The sequence below is a fragment of the Parasphingorhabdus sp. genome (assembly GCF_965233695.1).
In the GTDB taxonomy this organism is placed as follows: Bacteria; Pseudomonadota; Alphaproteobacteria; order Sphingomonadales; family Sphingomonadaceae; genus Parasphingorhabdus.
On sequence record NZ_OZ247497.1, the window covers coordinates 1,609,688 to 1,635,829 of the forward strand.

Sequence of the window (26,142 nt, forward strand, 5' to 3'; positions counted from 1 at the left end):
GAGACTATGCGCATCATTGTATTGTTCAATCTGAAAGAAGGCGTTGATATTGGCGAATATGAGGAATGGGCGAAGACGCGAGATGTGCCGGCGGTTAATGCGCTGGGTTCGGTCACATCGTTCACCGTCCACAAAGCGACCGGCCTGTTCGGTTCCGATGATCCATCCCCTTATGAATATTTCGAGATTATCGACATTACCGGCCTGGATGCATTTGTTGCCGATGTGTCGGACCCTGAATTTCAGGCCATGGCAGCACCGTTTCAGGATTATGCCGATAACCCCCAATTCATTCTGACAGAAGACCTCTGATGTCAGGCCGCTTTACAGGAAAAACGATCGTTGTCACTGGTTCGGGCAAGGAAAAGGGACTGGGACAAGGCATATTGCAGCGCTTTGCCGACGAAGGAGCCAATTGTGTGGTTTCCGACCTTTCCATCGGTGATCAGGAAGAAGGCGTGGCCGAAGAGTTGCGCGGGCGCGGTGCGAAAGTCGCGACCATTTCCTGTGATGTCAGCGACTCTGCACAATGCCAGGCGCTGGTCGATCAGAGCGTGGACGCTTTTGGCGCGGTGGATATTTTCGTCAATAATGCCGGTATCGGTTTCATGATGAAGCCGTTGCTGGAAGTGGATACGGCCAAGGAATGGGACCAGGTCATCGGCGTGAACCTGTCCGGCGCCTTTTACTGTACCCAGGCCGCTGCCAAAGCGATGGTTGCAGCTGGTAATGGTGGGCGCATCATCAATATCGCATCGCAAGCTGCGAAAACGGGCTTTCCGCACTTGGCGGCCTATGTCAGCTCCAAACATGGCATGGTTGGCCTGACTCGGGCGAGCGCCGTTGAATTGGGCGGGCACGGCATTACCGTCAACGCTGTCTGTCCTAATCACGTAACGACCGGTCTGGGTGCCCAGCAGAATGAATATTTTTCAAAGCTGCTCGGCTTTGACAGCGTTGAGGCCTATCTTGCCAATATGAGCACCAAAAACCCGATGGGCCGGCCCGGCCTGCCTTCTGACACAGCCGCTGCCTGTGCCTGGCTGGCCAGCGATGATGCCTTTTATGTGACGGGAGAGGCCATCAATGTGTCCGGCGGAGAGGAAATGCACTGATGCTACATTATGCCGGGGCCTGCCATTGCGGCGCATTGACGCTGGATTTCCGCAGCGAAAAATCGGCGGCCGAACTCGGGGCGCGGACCTGCCAATGTTCTTTTTGCCAGCAGCACGGTGCGTCGTGGACATCCGATCCGCAGGGCAATGTTGACATCACATTGACCGGGCCGGTTTCCCGATACCGGTTCGGAACGAAGACCGCCGATTTTCTGATCTGCTCAAATTGCGGTGTCGTCCCGGCCGTGGTCAGTGAGATTGAGGGACAATTGCTCGGTGTCGTTCGAGTGAATTGCCTTGAACAAAGTGCCGTCTTTCTTGAACAAGCCGCGCCGATGGATCTCGACGGAGAAATACTGGACTCGCGTCTCGACCGCCGAGCGAAGGGCTGGACACCGGCCACGATCAAGGACAAGAACTGATATGCAGGAAGAACGAATGGACTGGCCGGACGGCGCGAAAATGGCGCTGAGCATTGTCGTCAATGTCGAGGAAGGCAGCGAGATGACCGTGGCGCGAGGTGATCGCGGTATGGAGCCGGTGGATGAGCTGGGCATTCATATCAAGTCCCCGATCCGTAATTACGGCAACGAGAGCAATTATCTCTACGGCATCAAGGCGGGCGCGCCCCGCATCGTCAAGCTGCTCAAAGATTATGAGATTATGGCAAGCTGGACAGTTGCTGCGATGAGCCTCGAAAACCATCCGGAAATAGGGGCAGCCATTGCGGATATGGGTCATGAGCCAGTGAGCCATGGCTATCGCTGGGTGCATCAGTTCAAGATGGACGAGGCCAAGGAGCGAGAGTTTATTCGCAAGGCTGTCACGTCGATTGAGAAAACGACAGGCACGCGGCCCTATGGCTGGCTGTCGCGCTATTTTCATACCGACAATACGCGGCGTCTGCTGATCGAAGAGGGCTTTGCCTATCATATGGACGATTATTCCGGTGACATTCCGTTCTGGGACAAGGAAACGGTGCCGGAAAAACCGATTGCGATTGTGCCCTATCAGCTGGATAGCAATGACATGAAAATGTGGACCGATCCCGCGATGACGCCGCAGCAATGGCTGGATTATGCCAAGCATAGTTTCGACCAGATTTACCGCGAAGGCGAGGAAGGTAATCCGAAAATGATGTCCCTAGGCTTGCATTTGCGGATCATTGGCCGTCCGGGGCGCATCTGGGCCTTTGAGGAATTTCTGAAATATGTGCGATCCAAAAAGGACGTCTGGGTGACCACCCGCCACCAGATTGCCCAGCATCTGGCGAAGGTTGATCCGCTATGACCCTGCGGCTGGAGAAACAGGGCAAGGTTGCGCATCTGCTTATCGACCGACCGGACAAGCGCAATGCGTTTAATCAGGCAATGTGGGAGCTGCTGCCCGCGTTGCTGGCCGATGCCATGGCCGACGATGCGATCCGCGTGTTGATGCTGCATGCCAGCCGCAAGGATAGCGCCTTTTGTGCGGGTGCCGATATCGGCGAATTTGCAACCGGCTCCACCGATCCTGATTGGCGCGCCCGCAATCAGGCGGCGATTGGCCGGGTCCAGCACGAACTCGCGCAGGCGCCCAAGCCGACAATCGCGATTATTGATGGCGATTGTGTGGGCGGCGGATGTGGTATCGCGCTCGCCTGCGACATGCGGGTGGCTGGGCCGAAAGCGCGTTTCGGGATTACACCGTCTAAGCTAGGACTGGTTTACCCGCTGCATGACACCAAATTGCTTGTCGATCTGGTCGGCCCTTCGCAGGCCAAGCGGATATTGTTCACCGGACAATTGCTGTCGGCGCAGGCCGTGATGGATATCGGTTTGATCACTCTGTTGGCTGACGATCCCTATGCCGAGGCGGAGACGCTGGCGGCCACGATGGCGTCAGTTTCCTTGCACAGCCAGACGATGAGTAAGGCGATCATCAAACGCATATTGGACGGGCAGGCCGATGATGATGCGGAGACAGAGCAGCTGTTCGACTCTGCTTTCGAGAGCGATGATTTCAAAGAGGGCGTAAGAGCGTTCATGGAAAAGAGAAAGCCGGAGTTTTGACGCGCCACGGAATGCATCCGCGTTCCGAAGCGTCAACCCCCGCGCAGGCGGGGGTCCATCTTAGAGGCTGACGAATAGACGAAACGGCAGGAGATGGATTCCTGCCTACGCAGGAATACAGGAGCGAACATGACACATACATTGCAACATGGCTCGATACTGGGTGGAGTGGCAACGGTGCCCGATCTGGAAACGGCGCTGAAAGATTATCGTGATGTGCTGGGCATGAAGGTTATCGAAAGCGGGTCAATGTCGGACGATCTGGCGCAGGCGTGGGCCTGCCCAAAAATAGCGGGGGCGCCCATGGCAGTTTTGCAGCCAGCCAGCGGGGCCGATTGCTTCATCCGTCTGGTCGAACAGCCTGGTCATCCGGATTTCAAGCCGACAACCACTTATGGTTGGGCGGCCTATGAGCTAACCGTTCAGGATGTCTTCGGCTGGCCGGGGCGTCTGGAGGGCAGTAGCTTCGATATTATCGGGCCGCCCAAGGAGATCGATATCCTGCCTTATTTTGTACCGATGCAGGCGCTCGGCCCCGGTCGTGAGATGATCTATCTTAATGAAGTGCGCGAAAATACACCGACAACGGACCTGCCCAAAGCACGATCGCTGACTGATCATATATTCATCGTCATTTTGGCGACTCCGGACCGCGTGAAAACCGTGAACTGGTATCGCGACAGGTTGCATTTGACCGAGGGCGATACCTATACGCTGGAATATACCATGATCAATGAAGCGTTCGGAAAGCCTGCAGGAACGGTATCTGACCTGACCATGGTACAGATCGATCGATTGCCAATTGTCGAAGTGGATGATTATCCGGACGAAGCAACGTCGCGGCCAAAGCATGAGGGCATGTTGCCGCCGGGTAATGCGCTGGTGACGCTGGCTGTCGATGATCTGGATGCGGTCAAGATTGACTGGATCGCGCCGCCACAGGTGCGGGCAGGCGCGCTTTATCGCGATCGCCGAACGGCAACAGCTATTGGTCCGGCGGGTGAATTGTTGGAATTGATCGAAATCGGTTAGCGGACAGGGCGGTCTTCCGCCATCACGTCTGGTGCCTGATTGTCCATGTCGCGCCAAAGCCGCCACAGGCCATTTTTGCTTTTCTTGTACACCAGAAAGGATCGGCCTTTAAAGTCGAGAACCTGGCCGTTGGCGAGAGTGATTGTCATCCAATATTTGGCGGTCAGATAGGCGCGCTGGCCGTCGATGGTGATGTCTTCATTGGCAAAATCAATGGTGACTTTATTGCCGACGGCCTTGTTGCGACCGAGAAAAGACAGGATCGCATCAACGCCTATTTGCGGCAACGAACCATGGGCCATCAGAACCGCGTCAGGTTCATACATGTCGCGCATCTTTTCGATATCACCAGCCTCGAATAGCTGCTGCCACTTTGTGCCCCACTCGGTGATCATCTGCTCATCTGTTGGCGATGTTTCAGCGTGACTATCAAGAGCATAGGCTGGCGAAGATGCCGGGAGTGTGATCGCGAGTGCCGCGGCTATCAGACTTGCTTTTATCGGCATTGGTTCATGTCTCCTGGCGTCGATGCTGCCCGGCCTGCCATTGGTCTGGCTGATACAGGCTGCTGGCTGATTCAAACGGCTTGTCTTCCAGCGCGGTTGCGAGGCTGTCATTCCAGCGGTTGAGAAAACCGAACATGCTGATCACCGCCATAATCTCGGTTTTCTGGCGCTCGTCATAATAGGCATCGAGCGCCTTGAAATGCGCGTCCGTCGCCGCGTTGGGAACCTGTCCAGCGGCAAAGGCGAGGTCGAGCGCCGCCCGCTCGGCAGGGTTGAACAGGTCGCTCGACTGATAGTCCCAGACGGCTTTGACTTTCTCTTCGGCAACCCCGACATCACGGGCGCCCAATGTCGTATGCGCCTTGCAATATTGGCATCCGGCTGCGGCGCTGACGACCGCTCCGATCAGGCGTTTCAGGCCATTGTCGATGGCGCTATCCCCATAGATAACGCTGACCAACCCGCGAAACGCGCCGAGCAATTCCGGCCAGTGCGCCATGGTCATCACCGAATTGGGAACATAGCCCATCAGACTTTCAGAAAATTTGAGAGCAGCCTGTGTCTCGTCCGGCAGTTCGTCGATAGTCAGCGGCGTGATGCGCGTCATTTTTGCTCTCCTCAGCGATTGGGGAAACCTACCATATCTTGCCGCCAATCCAGTCGCCAGCGGCTGCGGTAAATTCATGAATGCGAATATCGGCCCAGATATCGGCATGATAATAGGGATCGGCTTCGAGCTGCGCGCGGGCATCTTCGGCCGTCTCGGCCTTGACGATCAACAGCGATCCAATCGTATCGCCTTGCGCATTTTTAAAGGGTCCGGCGACGAACAGATTGTCGATCGTCTTCTCGATATGGGCAAAATGCGCGCCGCGTGCGTCGAGACGTTTCTGTTCGGTGTCCGGTTTGTCGGTGCAATAGATGGCAAAGGCTTTCATAATGATGTCCTATCCAGAAATTTCAGAATTTCAGCTGCCGTTATTTCTGCCGCTTCGTCAAGGACAGCGCGTTTGATATCGAGCCGCTCGACCAATGTAGCGCTCGGCATGATCTCGGCCGCATGACGGGTAGCGCCCAACAGGCCGGACTGCGAGGCCAGTATCAATGTCTTGTGGGTGACCGCGGGCAATCTTGCGTCGACATCATAGCTGAATGCCGCATGGAAAGCCTTGTTCATCAGTCGTCCGGGGCGCAATTGCTCGGCGAACATTTCAAAGCTGCGTTCCGGGCCCTGGCTTTCGATACGCTTGGTCATTCCGCGTTCCCATGGCCCTTCAAGGCAGGAGAGATCGGGTACGATTTCGAATGTCTTGGCACTGGCGGCGCGATATTTGGCGCTTGTTTCGGTATCAAAGGCTGGTACGTCCACCATCGCCAGAAGGCGGATTTTTTCGGGCGCGGTCAGGGCCATTTCGGCCGCCACGAGATTGCCGGTGTGAAAGCCCATCAGGTCCACCGGGCCGCCGCCGGATTGGTCATCAACCACCGCGATCATGGCGGCGGCATAATCCGCTATCGTCGGTTCCACTTTGAAAGGATCCGAGCCGCCATAGCCGGGATAATCTGGTGCAAAGACCCGGCGACCCTGCGCCAGATGCGGCATGATTGCGGTAAAGGCGAGCCCGCTGAACGGGGCAGGGTGCAGGCAGTAAAGGTCTGGCTGTGTTGGTGTGCCTTCCGGTGCCAGCATCCGCCAGTGCACCTGACCGAATGGGCCGTCGCTATAGCCCTTGCGGATCATTCGCTGGCAGCGCCCAAGCGGACCATCTGCTCACGATAGAGCCGCCGTGTCACAGGCATCATCAAAAATGGCACCACGCCAAATATCAGCGGGACCGCTGCGACCGCATAGCGGAGATTATCTTCGCCAAAAACACTGCTCGACAGTTCGCCGACAACGATCGGGCCGAGCGACCCGAACCAGCTGATGGCGAGATAATATAGCGCGACCACCTGTCCCCTGATCTGCGCTGGCGTGATGACCAGCAGGGAAGTTACACCAATGGCGGAGACAATGCCGATGCCCACTGTGTTGATACACAATATCGCAAAGGCCAGTTCCGCGCTGGGCATGAACAGCGGAATGGCAGCGGTCGGCACCATGATGAAAAAGCCGACATAGAGGATACGCAAGGACGCATCCTGCACGCCTTTTTTCGTCCACCAGTCTGAAATCGTGCCCATGATCATCATGTTGGCCGGGCCGATAATCAGCAGCGCAACCCCGTTGACGAAAGCATATTTCTGCGCCGACCAGCCCCATGTCCGTTCAAAAGTAGGGGCCAGAAACCCTTGACTATAAGCAATGGTCGTCATCGTGCAGATGATCAGCACAAAGCCGATATAGAGCATCTTGTTTTGCCAGATATATTTGAGCGCATCGAAAAAGCCGCTGCCGCTTATGACACCGGCAGATGCGGCGACAGGGCGCCGTTCCGGCTCTTTCATGAACAGGAAAAACAGCGCAAAAAATATCCCGGGCAGGCCGACAAGAATCAGGGTAAAGCGCCAGGGTGACAATTCGCCAAAGAAGGGCAGGGACTGGTTGCCGCTTGATACAGTCCATGCGATTATCGCACCGCTTAAAAGGGATGCGAGGCCTGCACCGATAGGCAGAGCGGAGGAATAAAAGGCGATGGGCTTGCCGCGTTTCTCGGTCGGGAAACTGTCGCCGATCATTGAAAATGTCGCTGGGCTGAGCGTTGCCTCACCGACGCCGACGCCCATGCGGGCTGCAAACAGCTGAAAGAAATTTTTCGCCATGCCGGTCGCGACTGTAGCTGCGGACCATAAAGCAACGCCGATCGATACAATCCAGATGCGTTTGCCGCGATCAATCAGCCAGCCCATGAATATGCCAACAAAGCCATAGACCAATGTAAATGCACTGAGCAGCCAGCCGATCTGACGGTCGGACAGGTCAAATTCCGCCTTGATCGGTTCGATCAAGAGACCAAGAATATAGCGATCCACAAAGCTAAAAATATAGGCGATGGTCAGCATGACCACGAGAAACCAGCCCGCGGCGGCGCTGGGATAGGGTTTGGCTGGAACAGCGGCTGCGTCTGTCTGGCTTGCCATTATTGAGCATCCGGGATGAGATAGATAACGACCAGATTATCGTCAAAGTCGACAATGCCGATTTCACGTCCGATCCGCCCGTCATGGGTTTCAAGCCGGCCTTCTTCATAGACCTGCAGGCCCAGTTTTCGCGCGCCTTCCATCACCGCATCGGGATCAGCCACATCCAGCACAATCGCACCGCGCCTCGGATGAGGAACGGGTTCCAGCGGAACATTTTTAACCTCTGACAGCGCCATCACGCGGGGCTGGCCCGGCAGGGAAAGGATGGAAAATCCGATCTCCGCTTCCTTGGGAATCTCAAAGACCGGGAAAGAATAGCTGTCGGGATTATGGCCCTTGCGGAAGGTTTCTTCAAAACCCAGCACATCGCGATAGAAGGTCAGCGCGCGATCGATATCGGCCACGACAAAATTGCCGCGCTGAAACCGTGTCTGCTGTTTCTCACTCATAACCCGTCTCCCTCAATTCCATATATCTGGCTCGCCGCGAACCGAACAGCATTGCACGCCGACATTCTGACCATAATAGAGATTGGCCAGCGCCCGAGGCATGTGCTGAAAACCTTGCTCGACATCCTGTACGGGTTTCAGCCTACCGTCGTGAATCCATCCCGCCAGATCATCCATCACCGCGTCCCAGCGATCCAGATGATTATAGACAAAAAAGCCCTGCATCCGCGTTTCCGTCGCGCGCAAGCGGGTGTAGTTGGACAGCTTGAACGGCTCATCCCGCGTATATTCGCTGATCGATCCGCAGAGCACGACCCGGCTGTGCAGACGCAGCCGCTCCAGACAGGCCTCAAGTGTTTCGCCGCCGACATTGTCAAAATACAGGTCTATCCCGTCGGGCAGAAGTTCATCCAGCCGCGCTTCGATATTTTCGGATTTATAGTCAATTGCATCGCAACATCCATGATCGAGAATGAAGGCGCATTTTGCCGGTCCTCCGGCCATGCCGACAACGTCGCAGCCGGCAACATTTGCCGCCATCTGACTGACCATCGACCCGACCCCGCCAGCCGCACCGGACAACAGCATCCGGTCGCCTTTTCTGGGATCGCCGCAGGCAAACAGCCCGGCATGAGCCGAGAGGCCCGTCATTCCTAACACTCCTGAACCCAGCGCGGCTGGCAGGCCATTGGGCGGCATCCGGAAGAATTTCTCCTGCGGCGTCATTGCGGAGACTTTGTACGTCTGCCAGCCTATCTGGCCCTGTACCATTTCACCTTCCCGCCACTCGGGGTGGCGTGACTTGACGACTTGGGCAACGCCGCGGCCGTGAATAACATCGCCGGGTTCAAGTACGCGTTCGCCCGCCGCTCCTGTGCCTTGCATGTAAAAGCGCATGACCGGGGCAAGGCCGAGATAGTGGGTCTTGAGCAGCACCTCACCTTCGCCGGGTTCCGGTATATCGGTCACCGCCCATTCAAAGTCCGACGGCACGACATTGCCAACTGGTTTGGCCGCGACGCGCCATTGATAATTGGCATCATCGTCAATCTGCTTGCCTACAGAAAGGGTATCAAAATCGGCAAGAGATGAACCAGCGGCGGTCACTCAGTCATGAACCTTCAAGACCTGGTTTACTTCAAAGAAATAGCCATCCAGATCCCAGAAGGAACAGCCGATCATATCCTTTTGTTTGCCATCTGCGCCGGTAACGCTCCATTCGCGTGGTTCGCTGTGAATGCGAGAGCCGAGCGCGCGGGCGCGTTCGACTGCGCCTCTGGCATCTTCGGACGCGACAACAAATACCGGTGCGCCGAATTTGATTTCGGTGGGCAATTCTTCCGGCGCATCCTGTTTGGGATCGATCCATTCGAGCAGGCCGATCATGCCAATCATGTCATGCTCGCATTTCAGGATGATCAACCGGGTCTGATCACCTTTCTTGCCAGCGGCTAGCTGCGTACCCGACAGCGTAAAGGGCGTGTCCATCCACTTGGTCATGCCGAAAACGGTTTCATACCAGTTGGAGGCTGCGTCACCGTCGCGAACCATCAGGGTCGTGCGTTTGATAATGTCCGTCATGCGATTTTGGGGCTTTCGATGACGAGGACCTGACAATCGGCGATGTCGGCCCGCAGCTTCTTGGCTTCCTGATATTCCGGGCTGTTCCAGAATTTATGGACGGCCGCCTTGTCTGGCCATTCGGAAATGACCATGGAAGCACCATCGCCAAAATCGCCTTCCAGAAGCTCCGCTCCCGGGCCGCGCAGCACGTATCTGCCACCAAATTTTTCGACCAGAGCGCCAGCGGTAGCACCATAACCCCTTATGAACTTGTCACGGTCTGAAATCTTTGCGGTAACGATCATATAGGCGGGCATGGACTAGTCCTCTCCAAAAGTTGTCCGGACAAATTACGCAAGAGGCGGGTGATTGCAACCGCTATTTTACATTATTTCGGTCGTTTTGCCTTGTCGCGCAAATAGCGACCGGAATCAGCGGTATCGTTGGCCTGATACTTGGCTGACTGCTGCGGTCCAAAGACTGCCACTGATGTATTTTTGTGACAATTTCATATGATTATAACGTTGTTTTGAAAATTTGTCTGGACAAATTATTTGCACGGTGGAAGTTAGTGCTTGGAAGATTTGTCCGGACAATAGGGCATCAGGGAGGTAAAATAATGAAATCGACTGTAAAAATAACATTTCTCACCGCTACAATATTGGCGAGCGCGCCGGTTTTTGCACAGACCCAATCCGGTGAAGAAGCGGCGGATAACCCCAATGTCATAATTGTCACGGCCCGGAAAACCAGCGAACGGCTGAGTGACACGCCGATATCGGTGACAGCTTTTTCCGAAAAAACCATCGAAGATGCGGGACTGGAAGATGTCCGCGATATCGCCGATCTGACACCGGGGCTTCAGTTTAACGGTGACTTTGGCCGGAACTCAGAGCGTCCGGTAGTCCGCGGTATCGCGAACCTGCGTCCGGAAACAGCGCAACCTGTTTCGCTTTTTGTAGATGGTGTGTTTGTCCGCACCGGGGTGGTTTCCACCATCCTCGATAATGTCGAACGGGTCGAAGTCCTGAAAGGTCCGCAGGCGGCGCTCTATGGCCGCTCCACCTATGGCGGCGTGATCAATTACATTACGCGCAAGCCTGGCGATGAATTGTCGATCAAGGGAAGCGCAACCATTGCTGAACATGATAGCTATGAATTAAGCGCGGTCGTCTCGGCGCCATTTGGTGATTCCGGTCTGTCGGGCCAGATTGGTGGCCGTTACTCCGAATTTGGCGGCAGTTACGAAAATCTCAGCACACTGACGTCCAATGCGCGTGATGTCGGATCTGAAAAGACCTTGGCTCTGTTTGGAACCCTTCGGTATAATCCGACCGACGAACTCGATATTTATATCAGCGGTAACTACAGCAAGGATAAAGACGGCCAGTTTGTCGGCAGTCTTTTTGATTCTACCTTTAACAATAGCGTTGCAGCCGGTGGTTCGGCCTGTCCGGAAGTATTGATCTCTTACTATTGTGGCAAGGCGGAGCAGACTTCAACCGTCAATATCGCAACCAGTGTAGATCAAGGCACGGATCTAACCCCCGTTGGACTGCCTGCTTTTTTCGGCCCGCAGCTCGCGCAATGGGATTTCCGCGCCGGGCTCGACCGCGAGATCATTCGTGCTACCGCCAATCTCAGCTATGATATCAGCGACAATATCAATCTGAGTTTGCTGGGTGGCTATACGTCCGAGGACCTGCGCATCGTAACCAACCAATCCTATTCACAGACATTGATTTCCAATCCGTTCGGTTCTTTCCCCGCAGTTTGGGTTACGGATGATAAAACAGACCGCGATTATTGGTCTGTTGAAGGGCGGTTATCGGGTTCCATTGATGCTCTTTCCGGGATCAACTGGCTTGTCGGCATTTTCCATTACGAGGAGGACGCCCTTACGGTGGATCGTGATCTGTCGGAAGTGGATCTCGCCTTTGATGGTCAACGCGAAGACGTCGAAACATCGATTTTCGGTTCGTTGCAATTTGAAGTAACTCCGGAACTGACCTTGGGGGTCGAAGGCCGTTATTCCTGGGAAGATATTACGGCGATCAATACAGATGGTGGTGATCCCCTGAAAGCAAGCTTTAACGGCTTCAGCCCTCGTTTCACGGTGGATTACAAACCGTCGTCCAATTCGCTCATCTATGCGAGTGCTTCCAAAGGTTCAAAGGCGGGCGGTTTTAACAACGTCAATCCGGATGATCCCGATGAGGCGCCATTTCTCGTCTTTGATGAGGAAAATGTCTGGCAATATGAGCTGGGTTTCAAAACGACGTTTGGCAACGGTGCCGTCAGCCTGGATATCGCCGCGTTCCGGCTTGACCTGAGCGACCAGCAGCTCAGCCAGGTGGTCATATTGAATGAAGGCACACCGCAACAGGCACAAGTCACCGTGGTGCAGAATGTCGGTAAATCGCGCGTCAACGGTGTGGAAGTCGATGTCGGTGTTTACCCGACCGATAACCTGAGCCTGCGTTTTACATATGCGCTGGCGGACACAAATGTGAAAGAAGGTACCGACGCATTTCAAGAGACTGTCTTTGGCGATCCCAGCTTCGCAGGTTCCGACATTCCGCGCGTGGCCGAAAATAGCGGTTCTGCCACTATCCAGTGGGAACCGAAACTATTTGGCGACTGGACCGGTCTGGTTCGTGCCGATGCCATATTCACCGGTTCGCGATTTGCACAAATCCACAATTTGCAGGAAACCGGCGACACATGGCGCGCCAATGCGCGGCTGGGTGTTCGCAACGACAAACTTGAGCTGACATTATTTGCGCGAAATCTGTTTAACGACAGAACATCTGCCAACGTGTTCCGCTATGTTGATCCCGGTTCATTCCGGTTTTTCCGTCGGGCCTATACCAGCTTCCTGCCGCGGGAACGCCAATTTGGATTGACTGCAAAGTTTAAATATTAAGATTTCCGATAGAGAAAGTTACGGCGTTTTGGCGGAGAACTGGGCGCCAGAACGCCGTTTCTTATAGAGCGATCAGAATCTCTACGACGGAATCCGGCGCTGTCACCATCGCGTCATGGCCGGTGGCAAGCGCATGATAGGTCCAGCTTGGGTCAGCCTGCGCTTGTGCAGCGTGATAGGGAAAGCTGCTATTGGGCAAAGCAGGTGCGGTGCAATGGATATAGCTGCGCTTCAAACCCAGTGATCCTCCATTATTCAGTTGGATCGGGTCCAGCCATGTCTTGAGCGGGTGAGGCGTCAGTTTTTGCGCAACCCAATCATAGCCGGGATGATCCTTCGGGATGCCGAGTATTTCGGGCGAGAAGGCTGCCATGCCAACGCCGTCAGGGGCAAGTCCCGCCAGAGCTTTGCGGGTCTGTTCCAAGATTTCAGGGCTACGTTTCGGCCCCTGGCTTATCATTGTCTCGCCATTTTTTGGTAACGCGGCATCGAGATAGACAATATTGCTGATCCGGTCCTTCATGGCATCGGCAACACCGGTAATCACCATCCCGCCATAGCTGTGGCCGACCAGCACGATGTCGGTGAGGTCATAATAGTCGATCAGTGATGTGATGTCCGTAATGTGTGTGTCCAGCCCGATATCGGCTGACAACAGATGCGCGCGCTCTGCAAGCCCTGTGAGAGTGGGCGTGAACACGCGATGCCCCTGCGCTTCCAGTTGCGCCCGGACATCGCGCCAGCACCACCCACCATGCCAGGCGCCGTGGACGAGTAGAAAGGTTTTGGCAGGCCCCGATGCGACTGCAGACCGGGCCCTCACGCTTGAGCATCCGCTTGTCGATGCCAAAAGCCCCAATATTGCCGTACCTGCCATAAACTGGCGCCGGTGCCATCTTTGTTGCTTCTTGGCTGTCATATCGGGTGCCTCTTTCCGGTCTATTGCGATTACAGATTTTGCAGCACATGTTCTGCTGCGCGCTGGCCGCTTTCCAGCGCCCCCTCCATGCCGGAGCTTTGCTGTGCAAGATGCTCTCCGGCAAAATGCAACCGTTCGCCGCGATGCTGCGTAGCCAATGTCAGAGCCAAACCCTGACCTGCGCCGATATGATGATATATGCCGCGCGCGAACGGATTCTTCTGCCAACTGAACATTTGCAGAAATTTGAGCTTCCCCTTGGCCGAGGGACGGGCGGTTTCGATCTTGCGGATGATCGCTGCCCCTGCCGCCTGGTCGTCCATCGCATCCACCATATCGGCGCTCGGACCGTTGAGCCAGACCTTCACCATCGCCGGATCATCACCGAGGACAAACATTCTGCCCAGCATCGGATCATCGGACCAGATGGTTTCCGGCAGGCCATCATTTTTCCAGAACGCCTCGCTGGCGGAGAGATAGGCAAAGCTTGCCTTTGTGTAGGGGAGCTGCGCGATCATGTTCCGCATTGCGGGCGGTAAGTTCGCTTCAATTTTCATCGACCGTAGCGCGGCAAAAGGGGCGGTGCAAATGACATGGCGCGCGCCATATTTGCGTCCGTCGGCAAGACTGATTTCTATACCATCGCCCTCGTCCTCAATCACTGCCACCGGGCTATTGAGCAGCAATTCGCTGCGCAGGGATACGGCCATTGCATCGGTCATCCGCTGCGAACCGCCGCGAACATAGCGGGTCGGCCCGCCTCCTGAGCGAAATATCGCCAGACTACGGGCCATGTGCAAGGCTGACTGTTGGTCGATACTGTTGCCGTTCAGATTGGCGTCGATCAGTCGCAGCGCTTCACCGGACGCCCCTTGCTCTTTCAGATATTGGCCGAGGGGAATATCAATTTTCTGCGCCTCCGGCTTCATCCAGTCCGCGATATTCTCAAATTCTGGCAAGGTTCCGAGATAGGAAAAGAACAGCCGATCGGGCGGGAGCGCTTTTTCATGATCAGCGAGCTTGTTCTGCGGTGCGCTGGCCCATTGTTCCGCCGTGAGCGACGCTCCGCCGACATGATAAAGCGATCCGCGTCCGGATGGGGGCGGGACATATCGTTCCACACCCAAGGCGTCGGCAATGGCGTGAAAGCGCTCGTAGTTCGCACCAATCTGAATACCGCCCGCGTCCGGATTGCCGGGCAAGTCATCGAGAGTATGGAGCCGTCCTCCGGCATGAACTGCGCCTTCGAGCAGAATGACTTTATGGCCTGTCTGTTCGATGATGCTTGCGGCATGCAATCCGGCAAGACCGGCGCCAATCACAATTACATCAGCTGTGGTTTTGCTCCACAACCTGCGGGGTGCAGCACAGGCAATGAGCGAAGCGCTCAGTCCGCCAATAAAGGCGCGCCTGCCGATTGAAGAAAACCGCCTGCTCATGGCTTCATGTTGACAGAAACCAGCACATCAAGGCAAGGTAAATTTGTCCGGACAAAAACTGAGAGGCTGTTTCCTATGATACGACATCTGCAGTTGTTGGTGCTGCTCATGCTGGCAATGGCAGTGTTTCCTTCGTCTGCTGCGGAAACGGAACCAGATGGTGCTGCTATATTGGCCATGGCGCGGGAAGCGGCTGGCGGAGATGATTGGGCCAATGCGAAGACTTTGACATTATCTGGCCATGCCGTCTTCTACGGACCTGAAGGTCATGAGCCGCGCACGACGGCGAGCGATTACCGGATGTGGCGGGTGTTTGATCCTGAGCGCACCATTGCTCATGGTGCAGATGGCAAGGTTCGCATCATCGCGAAAGATGGCGAAAAGCTGATTTTCGAAGTGGGTTATGACGGAGAAACCACCTGGACCGAACGCGGGATCACACCGAAGGCGGAGGCCGAGCAATTCTGGGCGAGCAATTTTGGTTTCGGGATCATCCGACAGGCCAATAAGCCCGGTTTCACAGCCACGCGTTTACCGGATGATAATGTGGGCGGCCATGCACTTTACATGGTCGAACTGGTCGATCCAACGGGCGGCAAGACGCTGTTCGGCATTGATCGGCAAAGCCATGCAATCCGCACTATGGGCTTTCGCACGCCAAGAGGCTGGCATCTGAGGGTCTATGACGATTTCGTGAAGCTGACAGATCCGCGATGGCTTCAGGCGCGTCATGTCACGCTCTATTATGATGGTCGCAAATCCAATGAGGTATTCTGGACGGAAACCAAAGTGAATGCGGAGATTGACGAAACGCTGTTCCTGCCGCCGCCAAATTGATCAACCGCGAAAATTATCCGCTTGGATTGTGGAGGCTCGTTCTGCGCCTTTGATCGTACAACTTGCCTGCATCCAGCGCAGGTTGAGGCCAACGCGGCTGGCGCCGATATCGGCCCAGCTGTAGCTGACGGCGCTATCGGGATTATCGGGCTTATGGACATAGAGCACCATGCTTGGCCGGTTCGTGCTGGGCTTGGGCCAATAGACCGCCCGCATGCGCAGGATCAGCGGTTCGGCGCCACTGTCTCCGCCACCAACCATGACCCGTCCTCCTTGATCATGCAGGCTTAATTTCTGGGCGAACAGCCAGTCCGGGCTGCCATCTGCCTTGGGTTCGGTCTTCTTCGCGGCGGCCCAGCATTCGACCGGACGGGCGCGCTTCAATTGGGTTTCGGTGCCATCGGCAAAACGCAGGGTCAGCCCGTCGGCATTGACGCCGGTAATTTGATAATCCTGACGACAGGCCATTCTATTTTGTAGCTTACTATAGACCCAGCCCGTGTCCGTGCGATCAAAATTGCGGGTACAATTGCCCAATGTCAGGCTGTCGCGATGCACGCCTGTGGCAGCAAGCCCCGTGAGTGGTGCCGCAACCGCTTTGCCGAAGGCATCCGTGCGGGTGACGACGAGCCCGGAACCTCGCTGTTCAATTTTCAGTGCGATCCATGGCGGCGGAGTCCGGCCCGCATCTTTTTCAAAATAGGCCTGTTCCTCATTAGTGAAGACGCCCGGCAACTGCTCGCCCAGGGTAAGGGTCTGCGGCGATCCGGCGGCGAGAGCCAAAGCGGAGAGGCTGGTGAGAAACATAAGGCTGATCCTTCGTTAAATTTGTCCGGACGACTTAGCATCAATTGTGCAGGACGCAACCGCTTCAGGCCATCGATGCCGCACCGCGCTTGGCGGCCAGTTCAAACAGGCCGCGATCGCCCATTTCCCATGTCACATTGAGCTGGGTTTTGTGGATCAGCCAGCCACCGCCCGTTCGCTCCAGTTCGTGCACATAAAAGCCGCCAATGCTATGCATCTGCCGGTCGCCATCGACGACGAGATGATGATGGGCGGCCATATAGCAGGTGCAGGTCGCGCTGTTGCCGTCGAGGGTGATTGAAAAATTGGTCAGGACATGCTGGGTCGCGTCAAATGGTTCCAGCGTAGCCCGGACGCCTGCAACCCAGTCATCGGCTGGCATGGTGCTGGCGGGATCGCCGGACCAGCTGGAGAAATCGAGCGTAATTTCATCAGCGAAGATCGCGCGATATACATCCCAATGATGCCGGTCGATGCCGGTGGCATATTTCAGCACATGGTCGGTGATATTTGCCCGGTCGATCAAATCATCATGGGTCATTACAGCCTCCGGTTACTCCAATAATGTCTTGCTCCCCGCTATCGCTTGACGTGCCCAATCTTCGGCATCGAAATGCGGGGCAGAAGCATAGTGAGGGACTTCAATGTCTAAATCGGTATGTGCGCCCAAGATATCAATCAGGGCGCGGAGCGGGAACATGCCCTCGCCGGGAATCATCCGGTTCATGGCCTCTTCGACATATTCATTGGATTTTCGAAAATGCGGTCCATCACATATCTGGGCATAGCCGATAATCTGAGGATCGACGGTCTTAAGCTGATCCAGCGTCCCGCCTGTCCGGAACAAATGCAGCGCATCAATTGCAATCTTCAGATTGGGTCGGTTCATGGCCTGATGCAGCTTCACTGCTTTTTCGAGGCTGTCACAACCTTTGGCAAAGCCGGTGAATTCCAAGCCAACTTCCATGCCTAAATCACTGGCCATTTCACATAATGTACCGAGTTGATCGGCAATACGTGCCGGATCGACCTCGTGAATATGGGTGACAGCGCGTTTGGCGCCTAGTGCGGCGGCCAGTTCCAATGCCGCTGCATATCCGCTGACATCGGTTTCCGGCATGACCGGGAAATATTCCGCGTTGATAATCGAGACATTGTTGTCGGCGAGCAGGTTTTGAAACTCTGTTTTGTCTGATGGTTCAACAATCGCAAACATGGGCTTACCATCTGCTGTCATTGGTGTCGCGGTGAACAGGCAGACTTTCTTGAGGCCAGCCTTGGCCGCGAAACGCACAAGTCCGGACGGTCCGCCTTGCGTCATGGTAATCTGGTGAAGAGCTAAGTCGCGCATCAGACAATTCTAATCCAAGCCTGCGGCCAAGACGGCTAGTCAATATGCTAGGCTGTTTGCGCGTCGGCGGCGATTAGATAGAGTTGTGAGAATCGGCCATAATGAGGGTCGCCAAAAACTAGGACAGGTACATGCTGAAAGAAGATATTGTCACGATAGCGGACGTCATCCGGCAACAGGCCAAGGATCAGGGCGACGCGCTCGTCTTCACCTTTGAAGGCGACGAGATGAGCTATGCCCAGCTTGATGCGGGCAGCAGCCGGGCGGCCAATGCGCTGGCATCGCTTGGCGTAAAGAAGGGTGACCGGATTGCCTATATGGGCAAAAACTCCCATCTCTATTTCGAAATATTGTTGGGCGCGGCCAAGATTGGCGCCGTAATGACGCCGGTCAACTGGCGCCTGGCGGGTCCAGAAGTCACGTATATTGTCAATGATTGCCAGGCGAAGATTCTCTTCATCGGGCCTGAGTTTGTCGATTTGGTGAAGCAGATCAAGCCGCAGTTTGAACATGTCGAAACCATCTTCTGTTCGGAACAGGCGGACGAAGAATTTCCCGGTTATCCGGCCTGGCGTGACGGGTTCCCGGATGTCGACCCGATGGTGACCTGTGCGCCGGAAGACGATGCCCTGCAACTCTACACGTCCGGAACGACCGGCCACCCCAAGGGTGCGATCATGACCGGCTATTCGATTTTCGGCGCGCGATCCAAGCTGACCGACGATGATTTGGCCGACTGGCAGCGATCGCAACCTGGTGAGACCATGTTGCTCGCCATGCCCTGCTTTCATATCGGCGGGACAGGGTCGGGCCTTGGCAATATGTATAGCGGCGGCCATGCGGTCGTGGTGCGCGAATATGATCCGTCCCAGGCGCTGGAGTTTATTGAACAATATGGCATCAGCAAGATTTTCATGGTGCCGGCCGCGATCCAGATATTGCTCAACCATCCACGGGTGGGCGAGGTCGATTTTTCCAAACTCAAATATATCTCTTACGGTGCATCTCCGATTCCGCTGGAAATGATGAAGCAGAGCATCGACATGTTCGGTTGCGAATTCATCCAGATGTACGGCATGACCGAGACATCGGGAACGATTGTCGCCCTGCCGCCGGAGGATCATGATCCCAATGGCAATGACAAAATGCGCTCAGTTGGCAAGCCGTTGCAAGGCGTTGAGGTCAAGATAATCGATGAAGATGGCAACACATTGCCTGCCCGCGAAGTAGGTGAGATTGCCACGCGCTCTTCGTTCAATATGAAAGGCTATTGGAACATGGATGAAGCCACGGCAGCGACCATCGATGCCGATGGCTGGCTGCGCACTGGCGATGCGGGTTATTTTGATGAAGACGGTTATCTCTACATCCATGACCGGGTGAAGGACATGATCATTTCCGGCGGGGAGAATATCTATCCGGCCGAGGTTGAGAATGCGATTTACGGCCATCCTGCGATTGCGGATGTTGCGGTAATCGGTGTGCCCGATGAAAAATGGGGCGAGGCGGTGAAGGCCTGTGTGGTTTTGAAAGACGGCGCGGAAATTGCGGAAGCTGATCTGATCGCCCATGCCCGGACGAATATTGCCGGTTTCAAATGTCCGAAGTCTGTGGACTTTATCCCGGAATTGCCACGCAACCCTTCAGGAAAAATCCTGCGCCGCGAATTGCGTGCGCCTTATTGGGAAGGCAAAGACCGGGCGGTGAATTAGACAATTCCATCCTCTCCCCTTGAGGGAGAGGAAACGGAGACTTGGCAGCTTGTCTGCCTAGTCGAGTTGGAGAGGGGTGGAGATTAGTTACGCCCTCTCAACCCCTCACCAAGATTTTCTATTCAGCAGAGCTGACAAGCAAATCTGTCCTCTCCCTCAAGGGGAGAGGAACATAGCTTAAAACTGAACGCGTTTCGTAAAGCCGCCGTCGATCACGAGATGTGCACCCGTGGTATAGCTCGACGCAGGGCTCGCGAGAAACACAACGCTGCGCGCCACATCATCGGCTTCACCGAAATCACCCAGCGCGAAGCCCGCTTTCGTCATGTTGTAAAAGTCCGGCATGCCCGCTTCAATCTGCGACCAGTTGCCGCCCGGGAATTTGATCGGGCCCGGGGAAACCATGTTGACGCGAATCCCTTTGGGACCAAGTGCTTGGCTAAGCTGGCTACCATAGGTGATGAGCGCCGCTTTCAATGCGTTAAAGGCCTGTGGCGCAACGAAAGTTTCGAATGCAGCGGTGGATGACATGAAGATCACCGAGCCATCGTCTGATTTCTCAAGATAGGGCTCCAATACCTCCATCGCTTTGACCGCACCGATAATGTCGGTGTTGAATGTCATTTCCCAGTCACCGGTTCCGCCGGCACCGGAAGAGCTGACATTATGGATGAAAATATCGCAGCCGCCGAGTTCGCCAGCGGCCTTTTCCAACCATTTGGGATAGCCTTCAGCGTCGGTCATATCGAACGCTTCGGCAAAGACCTTGCCGCCATGCGCTTCCAGTTCGCTCTTCGCTGCAGCCACCTGTTCCGCATTGCGTGAGAAAAACGCAACATCCGCGCCTTCCTTGGCGAAATGCTCTAGCGCAGCGCGCCCTAGACCGCGGCTACCACCGGTAAGAATGACCTTCTTGCCCTTAAGTCCTAAATCCATTTTTGCTCTCCTTTAAAGATATTGGGGTTTGGGTTTTTCGTTTAGAATTTCGCTATGGCGGGCTGACAGCACCACTTGATGCCGCGGCGCAGCAGATCATAGATAATCGGCTGCTGCCAACCGGACCGGTCCACCTCGGGCCACCAATCGAGCACTGGGTCCATGTCATAATGGCCGCGACAATGGCCCATGGTCAAATAGAGCACCGCACCTTCGCCCATTTTGCGAATATAGAAGACCGGGTGGCGGCTCTTCTTGATGTCGCTGTGCACAAAGCCGCTAATATCATCCTCGCCATTATATTCGGTGTCGAGCAGCACATCGATTTCCGCCCGGGTTTCGACGAGATATTGCTCATCGACTGTTTCAAAACTGGGAATGCCCTTGACCAGCGGATGATCCGGTTGCGCGTTGTCGACGGTGAACGGGATAATCGGCGGGTGGGACAGAAAGCGGCTGCCCAAGGTATCGACAAAGGTCGGCATATCATCCGGCGCATCGACCCTGCCATCTTCGAGGAACTTCAGGACGCTATTTGTGCCATGCAGGGCAAAATACTGGCCGCCGCTGTTGACGAAAGCCTGGATGTTTTTTTGCGCCGCTTCGCTGGGCAGCAGGTCACAGGTATAGCTGATCAATATGTCGGCATTTTTGATTGCCTCGAGATTTTCATAATCCTCAAACACCCGCACGCGGATGCGGTCATCCTCGGCGAGCAGTTTCAATATTTCGAGCCGGGCAAAATCAATGTCGTGATATTTGCCAGCGGCGACCAATACGCATTTTATCGGTTTCTGGTCGGGCCTGCGTTCTGGTGGAGATTCACTCATATCTATTCTTTTCCTATTACCGGATTGGTCTCACCATCCCAATCGAGATGGGCTTGCCGCATGGCCGCAAAGCCGTCGAGGCCCGCCTGCGGGATTTGCAGATATTCGATGATTGTGCCGGGACCACCGCCATAATCGGCATAGAAAGCACCGCCAACACCGCCGGGCAGGCTGACTTCCTGAATGACTTCGCCGCCTTTGCTCTCGGTAATCTGTCGCGCTTCGGCCAGATCATCGACTACGATGCAGAGATGTTGCACGCCTTGCAGCCCCTTGGCGCGCCAGTCCTTGAACATCGATGGAGCATCATTATCCGGGCGGATTAACTCAATCTGCACATCGCCCCAATAGCCGATGGCCATCGAAAACTGGATGTCCGAAGGCTCGCCGCGATATTTGACATTTTCGACCTGCACACCCTCGGTATGGAAAAACGGGCCCGCACCCATTTTCTGGGTCCAGTAATCCAGTGCAGCATCATAATCTTCCGGCACATAGCTGATCTGCATGATCGTGCCGAGCTTGGCGAGAGTAGCGGGGCTGACGGTCATTCCGCGCCGCGCCAGATTTCAGCAGACGGCCGTTCTTCCATCTTGGCTGCAAAACGCGCCAGATTGTCCGTGCCCTCGGGCAGCGTCCATCCCACAGTGCCACCAAATTTGATGAAACAGAAGGCGACGAGATCGGCCAGTGTCAGTTTGTCATGGCAGATATGATCCTTGTCTCCAAGCTGCCCATCGAGCCAGATCCAATGCTTGTCGGACATCGCCGACAGTTCGGCTGCAGCTTCGGTACTGACGACATTCATGCGAGGCTCAAACATCGGTCGGCCACCGCCACCGCGAAATCCAAGCGTCATGGGTACGGCGATTTCCTGATCGATCCGGCGTGCCCACCGCCGGGTCTCTGCACGTTCTTCCGGAGTCGATCCGATCAGCACCGGATCCGGTTTGATCTCTTCCAGATATTCGCAAATGACCGTGGATTCGCTGATCAGTGTTCCGTCATCCAGCTCCAGCGTTGGCGTGGTTTGCATGACATTTTTTTTGGCATAATCCTCGCTGCGGTTTTCGCCGGTGATGATGTCGAGATGGATTCGCTCCACCTCAATGTCTTTTTCCACCAGGAACATGCGTGCAAGCCGGGGATTGGGGCCAAGGCTAGAATAGAGTTTCACGGGTTTGCTCTCCTTTTTTCGGCAGACTCAAAACCTGCTTCTTGGATCGCAGGATACACAGGTAACCGGACCGAACGGTCCTCTCAAAAGCACTAGGTTATATCGCCGGTTTTGCGCTGCGTGAAATTCAAGTGAACAAGCATAAGGCTGCCAGATTCACTAGTGGAGTTTGCAGGGTCTTGCGGTAGTCTGGTAGTCAATAATAGTAGTTTTCAGGAGAAAATAATGGTCGAGACGTTAACGGGTCACAATCGGTCAAACGGCATTTCCTACACCGAGTTGCTGGAAGGCGACAAAGTGCGTGCGCCGGATGTTTATTTTGAAGAGTCTCCGATGGAGCCCGGCCTGACCGAAGTGGAAGTCAGCCGCTACTGGACCAAGGAAGAGCACGACCGCGAAGTAGAGATGCTTTGGAAGCGTGTCTGGCAAATGGCTTGCCATAAAGATGATATCAAGGATGTCGGTGATACGTTTGTATACGACATAGCCGGATTGTCGTTCCTGGTCGTTCGCGTGTCGGAAGACGAGATCAAAGCCTATCCCAATAGCTGCATGCACCGCGGCCGTGCGATTTGTGACCACCATAAAAAGGGCCAGAAAGCCTTGCGTTGCCCGTTCCATGGCTGGTCATGGGAGCTGGATGGCAAGTTGAAGGAAGTGCCATGTCAGTGGGATTTCCCGAGTGTCAGTGAAGAGACGCATAGCCTGAAAGAAGTCCGTGTTGGCGAGTGGGGCGGCTTCGTGTTTATTAATCCAGACCCCAATTGCGAACCGCTGGAAGATTTCCTTGGTGATCTTGACCGGCATTTTCAGATTCCGTTCGAGCGCCGCTATAAGGCTGCGCATATGATCAAGCGTCTGCCCTGCAACTGGAAGATCGCGCAGGAAGCCTTCATGGAATCCTATCATGTGGTCGGTACACATCCCGAACTGATGCCGGCCTTTGCTGATGCAAACAGCAAATATGACGTTTGGCAAAACGTATCGCGTGCGATGTCTGCGCATGGTGCGCCAAGCCCGCATACGGATCTCGAAAAGCCTGACCCAACAGCCTTTCCGGACCAAAAGGCTTTCCAGAGTTTCATTCACCCGATCAGCAAGCACAAGTTCGAGCGGCTAGAGGAAAACCGGGTCAAGGTCTCGCTACCCAATGGCAAGAGCGGTATTTTCGACATGGAGGCCAATTATATCGAGGGCGACCTGAAATCTGCTGACCCTCACATGTGTAACTGGATTGGTGGCAAGATCGCGCCAGAAGAAGAAGATACACCGATGATCTATACCGACGTCTCGGCCCACCAGTTGCGCGATGAGGCGGCACAGGCGCGGCGCGAGGAAATGCGTCCAACCTGGGGCGATATGGTCGATGATATTAGCGATGCCGATTTGACCGACGCTATTTTCTACAGCGTGTTTCCCAATATCAGCCCATGGGCTGATTTTAATCCGATCTTCTACCGTTTTCGGCCGGATGGCGATAACCCGGAACAGTCGCTGCACGAAGTGATGTTCATGGTGGCACTGCCCGAAGGAGCCGAGCGTCCGGAACCGGCAAAATGCACCTTCCTTGATCTGCATGATGATTATACAGAAGCGAAGGAATTTGGCAGCTATCTCAACAAGATATTCAATCAGGATTATCTCAATCACAAGGGTATGCAAAAAGGCGTTAAAAACCAGCCGCATGGCGTTTCCATTTTTGCCCAGTATCAGGAGAGCAAGATCCGCCATTTCCATGAGACGCTCGAAAAATGGCTGACCAGCGAAACACCGCCGAAAAGCCCCAAGCTGCAAGCGGCAGAGTAAAGCTTTGACGTCAGTCCCGGAAGGATTTGAACCGGCGAGATTTTCCACTGGATTTCTGGATGTCGCCGGGCCGTATTTTACCCGCAAGGAGGCCGATCATATAGCGGTCGGCATTTGCATCACCAAGGGGCACATAAATGGTATCGAAGTCGCCCATGGCGGCGTGCTTACCACCCTGGCCGATGTCGCGCTCAGCTATCAATTATTTGTCAGTGAAAAACCCCGCCTGCCGATTGCAACGATCAGCCTAAACACCAACTTCCTGACCGGAGCAAAACTGGGAGACTGGGTCGTGGCGCACGCCTATATTGACCGCAAGGGAAAGCGGACCGCTTATTGCCATGGCGAAATCGTCACCGGTGACCGGTTGCTGATGACAATGACAGGGGTCTTTGCGCTTTTGCGACAGTAGCTGTCGCTAGTCGGTAGCACCCAGATAGCCCAGTTGGCCGGCCTTGAAAATCGTCTGACCGCGATTGACGCTGTTGAGCTTTTGACCCGCCCGATTGACGTGATAGCGGATAGTTGCGTGGCTGAGCGACAAGATCATGCTGATTTCCTTGTCGGTCTTGCCAATCGCCGCCCAATGGAGACATTCCGCCTCGCGTTTGGACAATATGCAATTTGTCGGCATCCGGTGTTTTTTTCGCATAGCCAATACATAGCCCGTAACAAAGCGGCTGGTGACGATCGATAAAAAGTCCGAGTAAATCCGGTAAGGTTCACTCAGATCGGTGACGCTATAATCTATCGGTGTGAAACTCACCGCTGCGATCTGACCAAATGGCAGATGCACCGGGATAAGGATGGCAGATTTGGCGGTGGCACCGCTTTCATAAAATTCCTTGAGATCAATCTCATCAAGATATTCATTTTGCCAATGGCCGTGGAAGCCCTCGGCATTGCACCAGATCGGCTCGCTTTCGTAACGGCAGGCGCGCGGCAGCGGAGAACTAAGCGCCAGCCGGGTATCTTCCCACCAGCGCTCTCCTTCGGCAATCCAGCCGAAAATATCCTTGTTTATCAATTCCCCATCAGCATCGACCAAATGGGCTTTGGAAGAAATGTCCGCGCTGACCGCAATACGGAAACCATAAGACTGTGCTATTTTATGAATCGCCTCCGCGGCTGGACGAATTTCCGCCGCGTTGGTGATGGTGACACTATCTACATTGCGACGGAATGTAGCCTTCGAAACATCAGGTATTTCTGCAACAAAATTTTCTGCCATAACAGCGCTTATCCTCCACGGAGTCCTTGTATCTGGACCCTCGACTTGCGCCACTTGTCGCGTTGTTTGGTTTTGCAGTCAACCAAACATTACTAATAATGTTGATAGGGGCGCAGTTAGCGCATTCGCAGATGGTTATTCGATGGTTCCGATAAGCTCGCCAACGGGATATTCCTCGCCGGTTGTGCTGACGATGATTTTCAACTTGCCGGTTGCTGGCGATTCGACTTCCTGAGTCGATTTGTCATTTTCCAGGGCATAGATTTCCTGCCCTTCGGTAACATCCGCACCATCGGGCACAAGCCATTCTGCCAGCGTCCCGACTTCCATGCTGAAGCCCAATTTCGGTATGCGTATTTCAGTAGCCATTT

The 26,142-nt window shown here is 54.9% G+C and carries 31 protein-coding genes; 11 read left to right on the top strand and 20 right to left on the bottom strand.

Annotation, left to right across the window (positions count from 1 at the left end):
- Window positions 1-6 precede the first annotated feature (6 nt).
- The 6 genes from ACO6S1_RS07635 (at window position 7) to ACO6S1_RS07660 (ending at window position 4,198) form a co-directional block, all read left to right on the top strand.
- Window positions 7-312: an REDY-like protein HapK gene (locus tag ACO6S1_RS07635; RefSeq protein ID WP_422345715.1), complete on the top strand. Its 306-nt coding sequence runs from the start codon at window positions 7-9 to the stop codon at window positions 310-312.
- Window positions 312-1,115, top strand: a complete 804-nt coding sequence (locus ACO6S1_RS07640; RefSeq protein WP_422345716.1) for an SDR family NAD(P)-dependent oxidoreductase — start codon at window positions 312-314, stop codon at window positions 1,113-1,115. The genes ACO6S1_RS07635 and ACO6S1_RS07640 overlap by 1 nt, the downstream gene beginning before the upstream one ends.
- On the top strand, window positions 1,115-1,537 hold the full coding sequence (locus ACO6S1_RS07645; RefSeq protein ID WP_422345717.1) for a GFA family protein: 423 nt from the start codon (window positions 1,115-1,117) through the stop codon (window positions 1,535-1,537). Before ACO6S1_RS07640 ends, ACO6S1_RS07645 begins: the two co-directional genes overlap by 1 nt.
- A 1-nt stretch (window position 1,538) precedes the next feature.
- Window positions 1,539-2,405 carry a polysaccharide deacetylase family protein gene (locus tag ACO6S1_RS07650; RefSeq protein ID WP_422345718.1) on the top strand — a complete coding sequence of 289 codons (867 nt, stop codon included), beginning with the start codon at window positions 1,539-1,541 and terminating at the stop codon, window positions 2,403-2,405.
- Window positions 2,402-3,166, top strand: coding sequence for an enoyl-CoA hydratase/isomerase family protein (locus tag ACO6S1_RS07655; RefSeq protein ID WP_422345719.1), 765 nt, complete (start codon window positions 2,402-2,404; stop codon window positions 3,164-3,166). The genes ACO6S1_RS07650 and ACO6S1_RS07655 overlap by 4 nt, the downstream gene beginning before the upstream one ends.
- A 129-nt stretch (window positions 3,167-3,295) precedes the next feature.
- The gene (locus tag ACO6S1_RS07660; protein WP_422345720.1) at window positions 3,296-4,198 is read left to right on the top strand and encodes a hypothetical protein; all 903 of its coding nucleotides are present in this window, start codon (window positions 3,296-3,298) and stop codon (window positions 4,196-4,198) included.
- Here the strand turns inward: ACO6S1_RS07660 and ACO6S1_RS07665 are convergent.
- The 9 genes from ACO6S1_RS07665 to ACO6S1_RS07705 are packed head-to-tail and all read right to left on the bottom strand — an operon-like array spanning window position 4,195 to window position 10,117.
- Window positions 4,195-4,704, bottom strand: a complete 510-nt coding sequence (locus ACO6S1_RS07665) for a YybH family protein (RefSeq protein ID WP_422345721.1) — start codon at window positions 4,702-4,704, stop codon at window positions 4,195-4,197. The genes ACO6S1_RS07660 and ACO6S1_RS07665 overlap by 4 nt on opposite strands.
- 4 nt (window positions 4,705-4,708) lie before the next feature.
- The gene (locus ACO6S1_RS07670) at window positions 4,709-5,311 is read right to left on the bottom strand and encodes a carboxymuconolactone decarboxylase family protein (protein WP_422345722.1); all 603 of its coding nucleotides are present in this window, start codon (window positions 5,309-5,311) and stop codon (window positions 4,709-4,711) included.
- A 28-nt stretch (window positions 5,312-5,339) separates the two neighbouring features.
- Window positions 5,340-5,642 carry a YciI family protein gene (locus tag ACO6S1_RS07675; protein ID WP_422345723.1) on the bottom strand — a complete coding sequence of 101 codons (303 nt, stop codon included), beginning with the start codon at window positions 5,640-5,642 and terminating at the stop codon, window positions 5,340-5,342.
- Window positions 5,639-6,445 carry an alpha/beta fold hydrolase gene (locus ACO6S1_RS07680; protein ID WP_422345724.1) on the bottom strand — a complete coding sequence of 269 codons (807 nt, stop codon included), beginning with the start codon at window positions 6,443-6,445 and terminating at the stop codon, window positions 5,639-5,641. Before ACO6S1_RS07680 ends, ACO6S1_RS07675 begins: the two co-directional genes overlap by 4 nt.
- Window positions 6,442-7,785, bottom strand: a complete 1,344-nt coding sequence (locus ACO6S1_RS07685; RefSeq protein WP_422345725.1) for an MFS transporter — start codon at window positions 7,783-7,785, stop codon at window positions 6,442-6,444. Before ACO6S1_RS07685 ends, ACO6S1_RS07680 begins: the two co-directional genes overlap by 4 nt.
- A complete protein-coding gene (locus ACO6S1_RS07690; RefSeq protein WP_422345726.1) occupies window positions 7,785-8,237 on the bottom strand; it encodes a VOC family protein in 453 nt (150 codons plus the stop codon). The genes ACO6S1_RS07685 and ACO6S1_RS07690 overlap by 1 nt, the downstream gene beginning before the upstream one ends.
- A gap of 12 nt (window positions 8,238-8,249) precedes the next feature.
- Window positions 8,250-9,344: an NADP-dependent oxidoreductase gene (locus tag ACO6S1_RS07695; protein WP_422345727.1), complete on the bottom strand. Its 1,095-nt coding sequence runs from the start codon at window positions 9,342-9,344 to the stop codon at window positions 8,250-8,252.
- Window positions 9,345-9,818, bottom strand: a complete 474-nt coding sequence (locus tag ACO6S1_RS07700) for a VOC family protein (protein ID WP_422345728.1) — start codon at window positions 9,816-9,818, stop codon at window positions 9,345-9,347. It abuts the gene before it with no gap.
- On the bottom strand, window positions 9,815-10,117 hold the full coding sequence (locus ACO6S1_RS07705) for a DUF1330 domain-containing protein (RefSeq protein ID WP_422345729.1): 303 nt from the start codon (window positions 10,115-10,117) through the stop codon (window positions 9,815-9,817). Before ACO6S1_RS07705 ends, ACO6S1_RS07700 begins: the two co-directional genes overlap by 4 nt.
- A 302-nt stretch (window positions 10,118-10,419) precedes the next feature.
- Here ACO6S1_RS07705 and ACO6S1_RS07710 point away from each other — a divergent pair, with 302 nt between their 5' ends.
- Window positions 10,420-12,726, top strand: a complete 2,307-nt coding sequence (locus ACO6S1_RS07710; RefSeq protein WP_422345730.1) for a TonB-dependent receptor — start codon at window positions 10,420-10,422, stop codon at window positions 12,724-12,726.
- Window positions 12,727-12,787: 61 nt separating this feature from the next.
- On the opposite strand, the gene ACO6S1_RS07715 is transcribed toward ACO6S1_RS07710, so the two are convergent.
- Together ACO6S1_RS07715 and ACO6S1_RS07720 are read right to left on the bottom strand one after the other, a co-directional pair.
- Complete coding sequence (locus ACO6S1_RS07715) at window positions 12,788-13,645, bottom strand: alpha/beta fold hydrolase (RefSeq protein WP_422345731.1); 858 nt, start codon at window positions 13,643-13,645, stop codon at window positions 12,788-12,790.
- A 29-nt stretch (window positions 13,646-13,674) separates the two neighbouring features.
- Window positions 13,675-15,084 (bottom strand): flavin monoamine oxidase family protein, encoded by a 1,410-nt coding sequence (locus ACO6S1_RS07720; RefSeq protein WP_422345732.1) that lies wholly within the window; start codon window positions 15,082-15,084, stop codon window positions 13,675-13,677.
- A 75-nt stretch (window positions 15,085-15,159) separates the two neighbouring features.
- Between ACO6S1_RS07720 and ACO6S1_RS07725 the strand changes: the two genes are divergently transcribed.
- Complete coding sequence (locus ACO6S1_RS07725; protein WP_422345733.1) at window positions 15,160-15,921, top strand: hypothetical protein; 762 nt, start codon at window positions 15,160-15,162, stop codon at window positions 15,919-15,921.
- Here ACO6S1_RS07725 and ACO6S1_RS07730 read toward each other — a convergent pair whose 3' ends face one another.
- From ACO6S1_RS07730 to ACO6S1_RS07740, 3 genes are all read right to left on the bottom strand, one after another.
- The gene (locus ACO6S1_RS07730) at window positions 15,922-16,728 is read right to left on the bottom strand and encodes a hypothetical protein (protein WP_422345734.1); all 807 of its coding nucleotides are present in this window, start codon (window positions 16,726-16,728) and stop codon (window positions 15,922-15,924) included. It abuts the gene before it with no gap.
- A gap of 64 nt (window positions 16,729-16,792) precedes the next feature.
- Complete coding sequence (locus tag ACO6S1_RS07735) at window positions 16,793-17,269, bottom strand: nuclear transport factor 2 family protein (protein ID WP_422345735.1); 477 nt, start codon at window positions 17,267-17,269, stop codon at window positions 16,793-16,795.
- Between the two features lie 12 nt (window positions 17,270-17,281).
- Window positions 17,282-18,079: a sugar phosphate isomerase/epimerase family protein gene (locus ACO6S1_RS07740; protein WP_422345736.1), complete on the bottom strand. Its 798-nt coding sequence runs from the start codon at window positions 18,077-18,079 to the stop codon at window positions 17,282-17,284.
- Window positions 18,080-18,210: 131 nt separating this feature from the next.
- On the opposite strand from ACO6S1_RS07740, the gene ACO6S1_RS07745 reads away from it, so the two are divergent.
- Window positions 18,211-19,791, top strand: a complete 1,581-nt coding sequence (locus tag ACO6S1_RS07745; protein ID WP_422345737.1) for a fatty acid--CoA ligase — start codon at window positions 18,211-18,213, stop codon at window positions 19,789-19,791.
- 177 nt (window positions 19,792-19,968) lie between these two features.
- Here the strand turns inward: ACO6S1_RS07745 and ACO6S1_RS07750 are convergent, their stop codons facing one another.
- Genes ACO6S1_RS07750 through ACO6S1_RS07765 form a run of 4 tightly spaced genes read right to left on the bottom strand, consistent with a single transcriptional unit; the run spans window position 19,969 to window position 22,734 of the window.
- Complete coding sequence (locus ACO6S1_RS07750) at window positions 19,969-20,727, bottom strand: SDR family NAD(P)-dependent oxidoreductase (RefSeq protein ID WP_422345738.1); 759 nt, start codon at window positions 20,725-20,727, stop codon at window positions 19,969-19,971.
- 41 nt (window positions 20,728-20,768) lie between these two features.
- A complete protein-coding gene (locus ACO6S1_RS07755) occupies window positions 20,769-21,557 on the bottom strand; it encodes a ThuA domain-containing protein (RefSeq protein WP_422345739.1) in 789 nt (262 codons plus the stop codon).
- A 2-nt stretch (window positions 21,558-21,559) separates the two neighbouring features.
- On the bottom strand, window positions 21,560-22,108 hold the full coding sequence (locus ACO6S1_RS07760; RefSeq protein ID WP_422345740.1) for a VOC family protein: 549 nt from the start codon (window positions 22,106-22,108) through the stop codon (window positions 21,560-21,562).
- Window positions 22,105-22,734, bottom strand: a complete 630-nt coding sequence (locus ACO6S1_RS07765) for a glutathione S-transferase family protein (RefSeq protein WP_422345741.1) — start codon at window positions 22,732-22,734, stop codon at window positions 22,105-22,107. Before ACO6S1_RS07765 ends, ACO6S1_RS07760 begins: the two co-directional genes overlap by 4 nt.
- A 225-nt stretch (window positions 22,735-22,959) precedes the next feature.
- Between ACO6S1_RS07765 and ACO6S1_RS07770 the strand changes: the two genes are divergently transcribed.
- Together ACO6S1_RS07770 and ACO6S1_RS07775 are read left to right on the top strand one after the other, a co-directional pair.
- On the top strand, window positions 22,960-24,540 hold the full coding sequence (locus ACO6S1_RS07770; protein ID WP_422345742.1) for an aromatic ring-hydroxylating oxygenase subunit alpha: 1,581 nt from the start codon (window positions 22,960-22,962) through the stop codon (window positions 24,538-24,540).
- 4 nt (window positions 24,541-24,544) lie between these two features.
- The gene (locus ACO6S1_RS07775) at window positions 24,545-24,952 is read left to right on the top strand and encodes a PaaI family thioesterase (protein ID WP_422345743.1); all 408 of its coding nucleotides are present in this window, start codon (window positions 24,545-24,547) and stop codon (window positions 24,950-24,952) included.
- Window positions 24,953-24,958: 6 nt separating this feature from the next.
- On the opposite strand, the gene ACO6S1_RS07780 is transcribed toward ACO6S1_RS07775, so the two are convergent.
- Together ACO6S1_RS07780 and ACO6S1_RS07785 are read right to left on the bottom strand one after the other, a co-directional pair.
- A complete protein-coding gene (locus ACO6S1_RS07780; RefSeq protein WP_422345744.1) occupies window positions 24,959-25,771 on the bottom strand; it encodes a helix-turn-helix domain-containing protein in 813 nt (270 codons plus the stop codon).
- A gap of 135 nt (window positions 25,772-25,906) precedes the next feature.
- Window positions 25,907-26,140, bottom strand: coding sequence for a biotin/lipoyl-containing protein (locus ACO6S1_RS07785; protein ID WP_422345745.1), 234 nt, complete (start codon window positions 26,138-26,140; stop codon window positions 25,907-25,909).
- Between the last annotated feature and the right edge of the window lie 2 nt (window positions 26,141-26,142).

Bases quoted from the DNA above. Each gene is read 5' to 3' on its own strand.
- ACO6S1_RS07730 (WP_422345734.1), bottom strand. From the start codon at position 16,728: ATGTTTCTCACCAGCCTCTCCGCTTTGGCTCTCGCCGCCGGATCGCCG.
- ACO6S1_RS07670 (WP_422345722.1), bottom strand. From the start codon at position 5,311: ATGACGCGCATCACGCCGCTGACTATCGACGAACTGCCGGACGAGACA.
- ACO6S1_RS07655 (WP_422345719.1), top strand. From the start codon at position 2,402: ATGACCCTGCGGCTGGAGAAACAGGGCAAGGTTGCGCATCTGCTTATC.
- ACO6S1_RS07690 (WP_422345726.1), bottom strand. From the start codon at position 8,237: ATGAGTGAGAAACAGCAGACACGGTTTCAGCGCGGCAATTTTGTCGTG.
- ACO6S1_RS07760 (WP_422345740.1), bottom strand. From the start codon at position 22,108: ATGACCGTCAGCCCCGCTACTCTCGCCAAGCTCGGCACGATCATGCAG.
- ACO6S1_RS07685 (WP_422345725.1), bottom strand. From the start codon at position 7,785: ATGGCAAGCCAGACAGACGCAGCCGCTGTTCCAGCCAAACCCTATCCC.
- ACO6S1_RS07680 (WP_422345724.1), bottom strand. From the start codon at position 6,445: ATGATCCGCAAGGGCTATAGCGACGGCCCATTCGGTCAGGTGCACTGG.
- ACO6S1_RS07785 (WP_422345745.1), bottom strand. From the start codon at position 26,140: ATGGCTACTGAAATACGCATACCGAAATTGGGCTTCAGCATGGAAGTC.
- ACO6S1_RS07645 (WP_422345717.1), top strand. From the start codon at position 1,115: ATGCTACATTATGCCGGGGCCTGCCATTGCGGCGCATTGACGCTGGAT.
- ACO6S1_RS07660 (WP_422345720.1), top strand. From the start codon at position 3,296: ATGACACATACATTGCAACATGGCTCGATACTGGGTGGAGTGGCAACG.
- ACO6S1_RS07675 (WP_422345723.1), bottom strand. From the start codon at position 5,642: ATGAAAGCCTTTGCCATCTATTGCACCGACAAACCGGACACCGAACAG.
- ACO6S1_RS07705 (WP_422345729.1), bottom strand. From the start codon at position 10,117: ATGCCCGCCTATATGATCGTTACCGCAAAGATTTCAGACCGTGACAAG.
- ACO6S1_RS07780 (WP_422345744.1), bottom strand. From the start codon at position 25,771: ATGGCAGAAAATTTTGTTGCAGAAATACCTGATGTTTCGAAGGCTACA.
- ACO6S1_RS07635 (WP_422345715.1), top strand. From the start codon at position 7: ATGCGCATCATTGTATTGTTCAATCTGAAAGAAGGCGTTGATATTGGC.
- ACO6S1_RS07740 (WP_422345736.1), bottom strand. From the start codon at position 18,079: ATGCGCGACTTAGCTCTTCACCAGATTACCATGACGCAAGGCGGACCG.
- ACO6S1_RS07665 (WP_422345721.1), bottom strand. From the start codon at position 4,704: ATGCCGATAAAAGCAAGTCTGATAGCCGCGGCACTCGCGATCACACTC.
- ACO6S1_RS07750 (WP_422345738.1), bottom strand. From the start codon at position 20,727: ATGGATTTAGGACTTAAGGGCAAGAAGGTCATTCTTACCGGTGGTAGC.
- ACO6S1_RS07640 (WP_422345716.1), top strand. From the start codon at position 312: ATGTCAGGCCGCTTTACAGGAAAAACGATCGTTGTCACTGGTTCGGGC.
- ACO6S1_RS07715 (WP_422345731.1), bottom strand. From the start codon at position 13,645: ATGACAGCCAAGAAGCAACAAAGATGGCACCGGCGCCAGTTTATGGCA.
- ACO6S1_RS07650 (WP_422345718.1), top strand. From the start codon at position 1,539: ATGCAGGAAGAACGAATGGACTGGCCGGACGGCGCGAAAATGGCGCTG.
- ACO6S1_RS07720 (WP_422345732.1), bottom strand. From the start codon at position 15,084: ATGAGCAGGCGGTTTTCTTCAATCGGCAGGCGCGCCTTTATTGGCGGA.
- ACO6S1_RS07745 (WP_422345737.1), top strand. From the start codon at position 18,211: ATGCTGAAAGAAGATATTGTCACGATAGCGGACGTCATCCGGCAACAG.
- ACO6S1_RS07725 (WP_422345733.1), top strand. From the start codon at position 15,160: ATGATACGACATCTGCAGTTGTTGGTGCTGCTCATGCTGGCAATGGCA.
- ACO6S1_RS07710 (WP_422345730.1), top strand. From the start codon at position 10,420: ATGAAATCGACTGTAAAAATAACATTTCTCACCGCTACAATATTGGCG.
- ACO6S1_RS07735 (WP_422345735.1), bottom strand. From the start codon at position 17,269: ATGACCCATGATGATTTGATCGACCGGGCAAATATCACCGACCATGTG.
- ACO6S1_RS07755 (WP_422345739.1), bottom strand. From the start codon at position 21,557: ATGAGTGAATCTCCACCAGAACGCAGGCCCGACCAGAAACCGATAAAA.
- ACO6S1_RS07770 (WP_422345742.1), top strand. From the start codon at position 22,960: ATGGTCGAGACGTTAACGGGTCACAATCGGTCAAACGGCATTTCCTAC.
- ACO6S1_RS07700 (WP_422345728.1), bottom strand. From the start codon at position 9,818: ATGACGGACATTATCAAACGCACGACCCTGATGGTTCGCGACGGTGAC.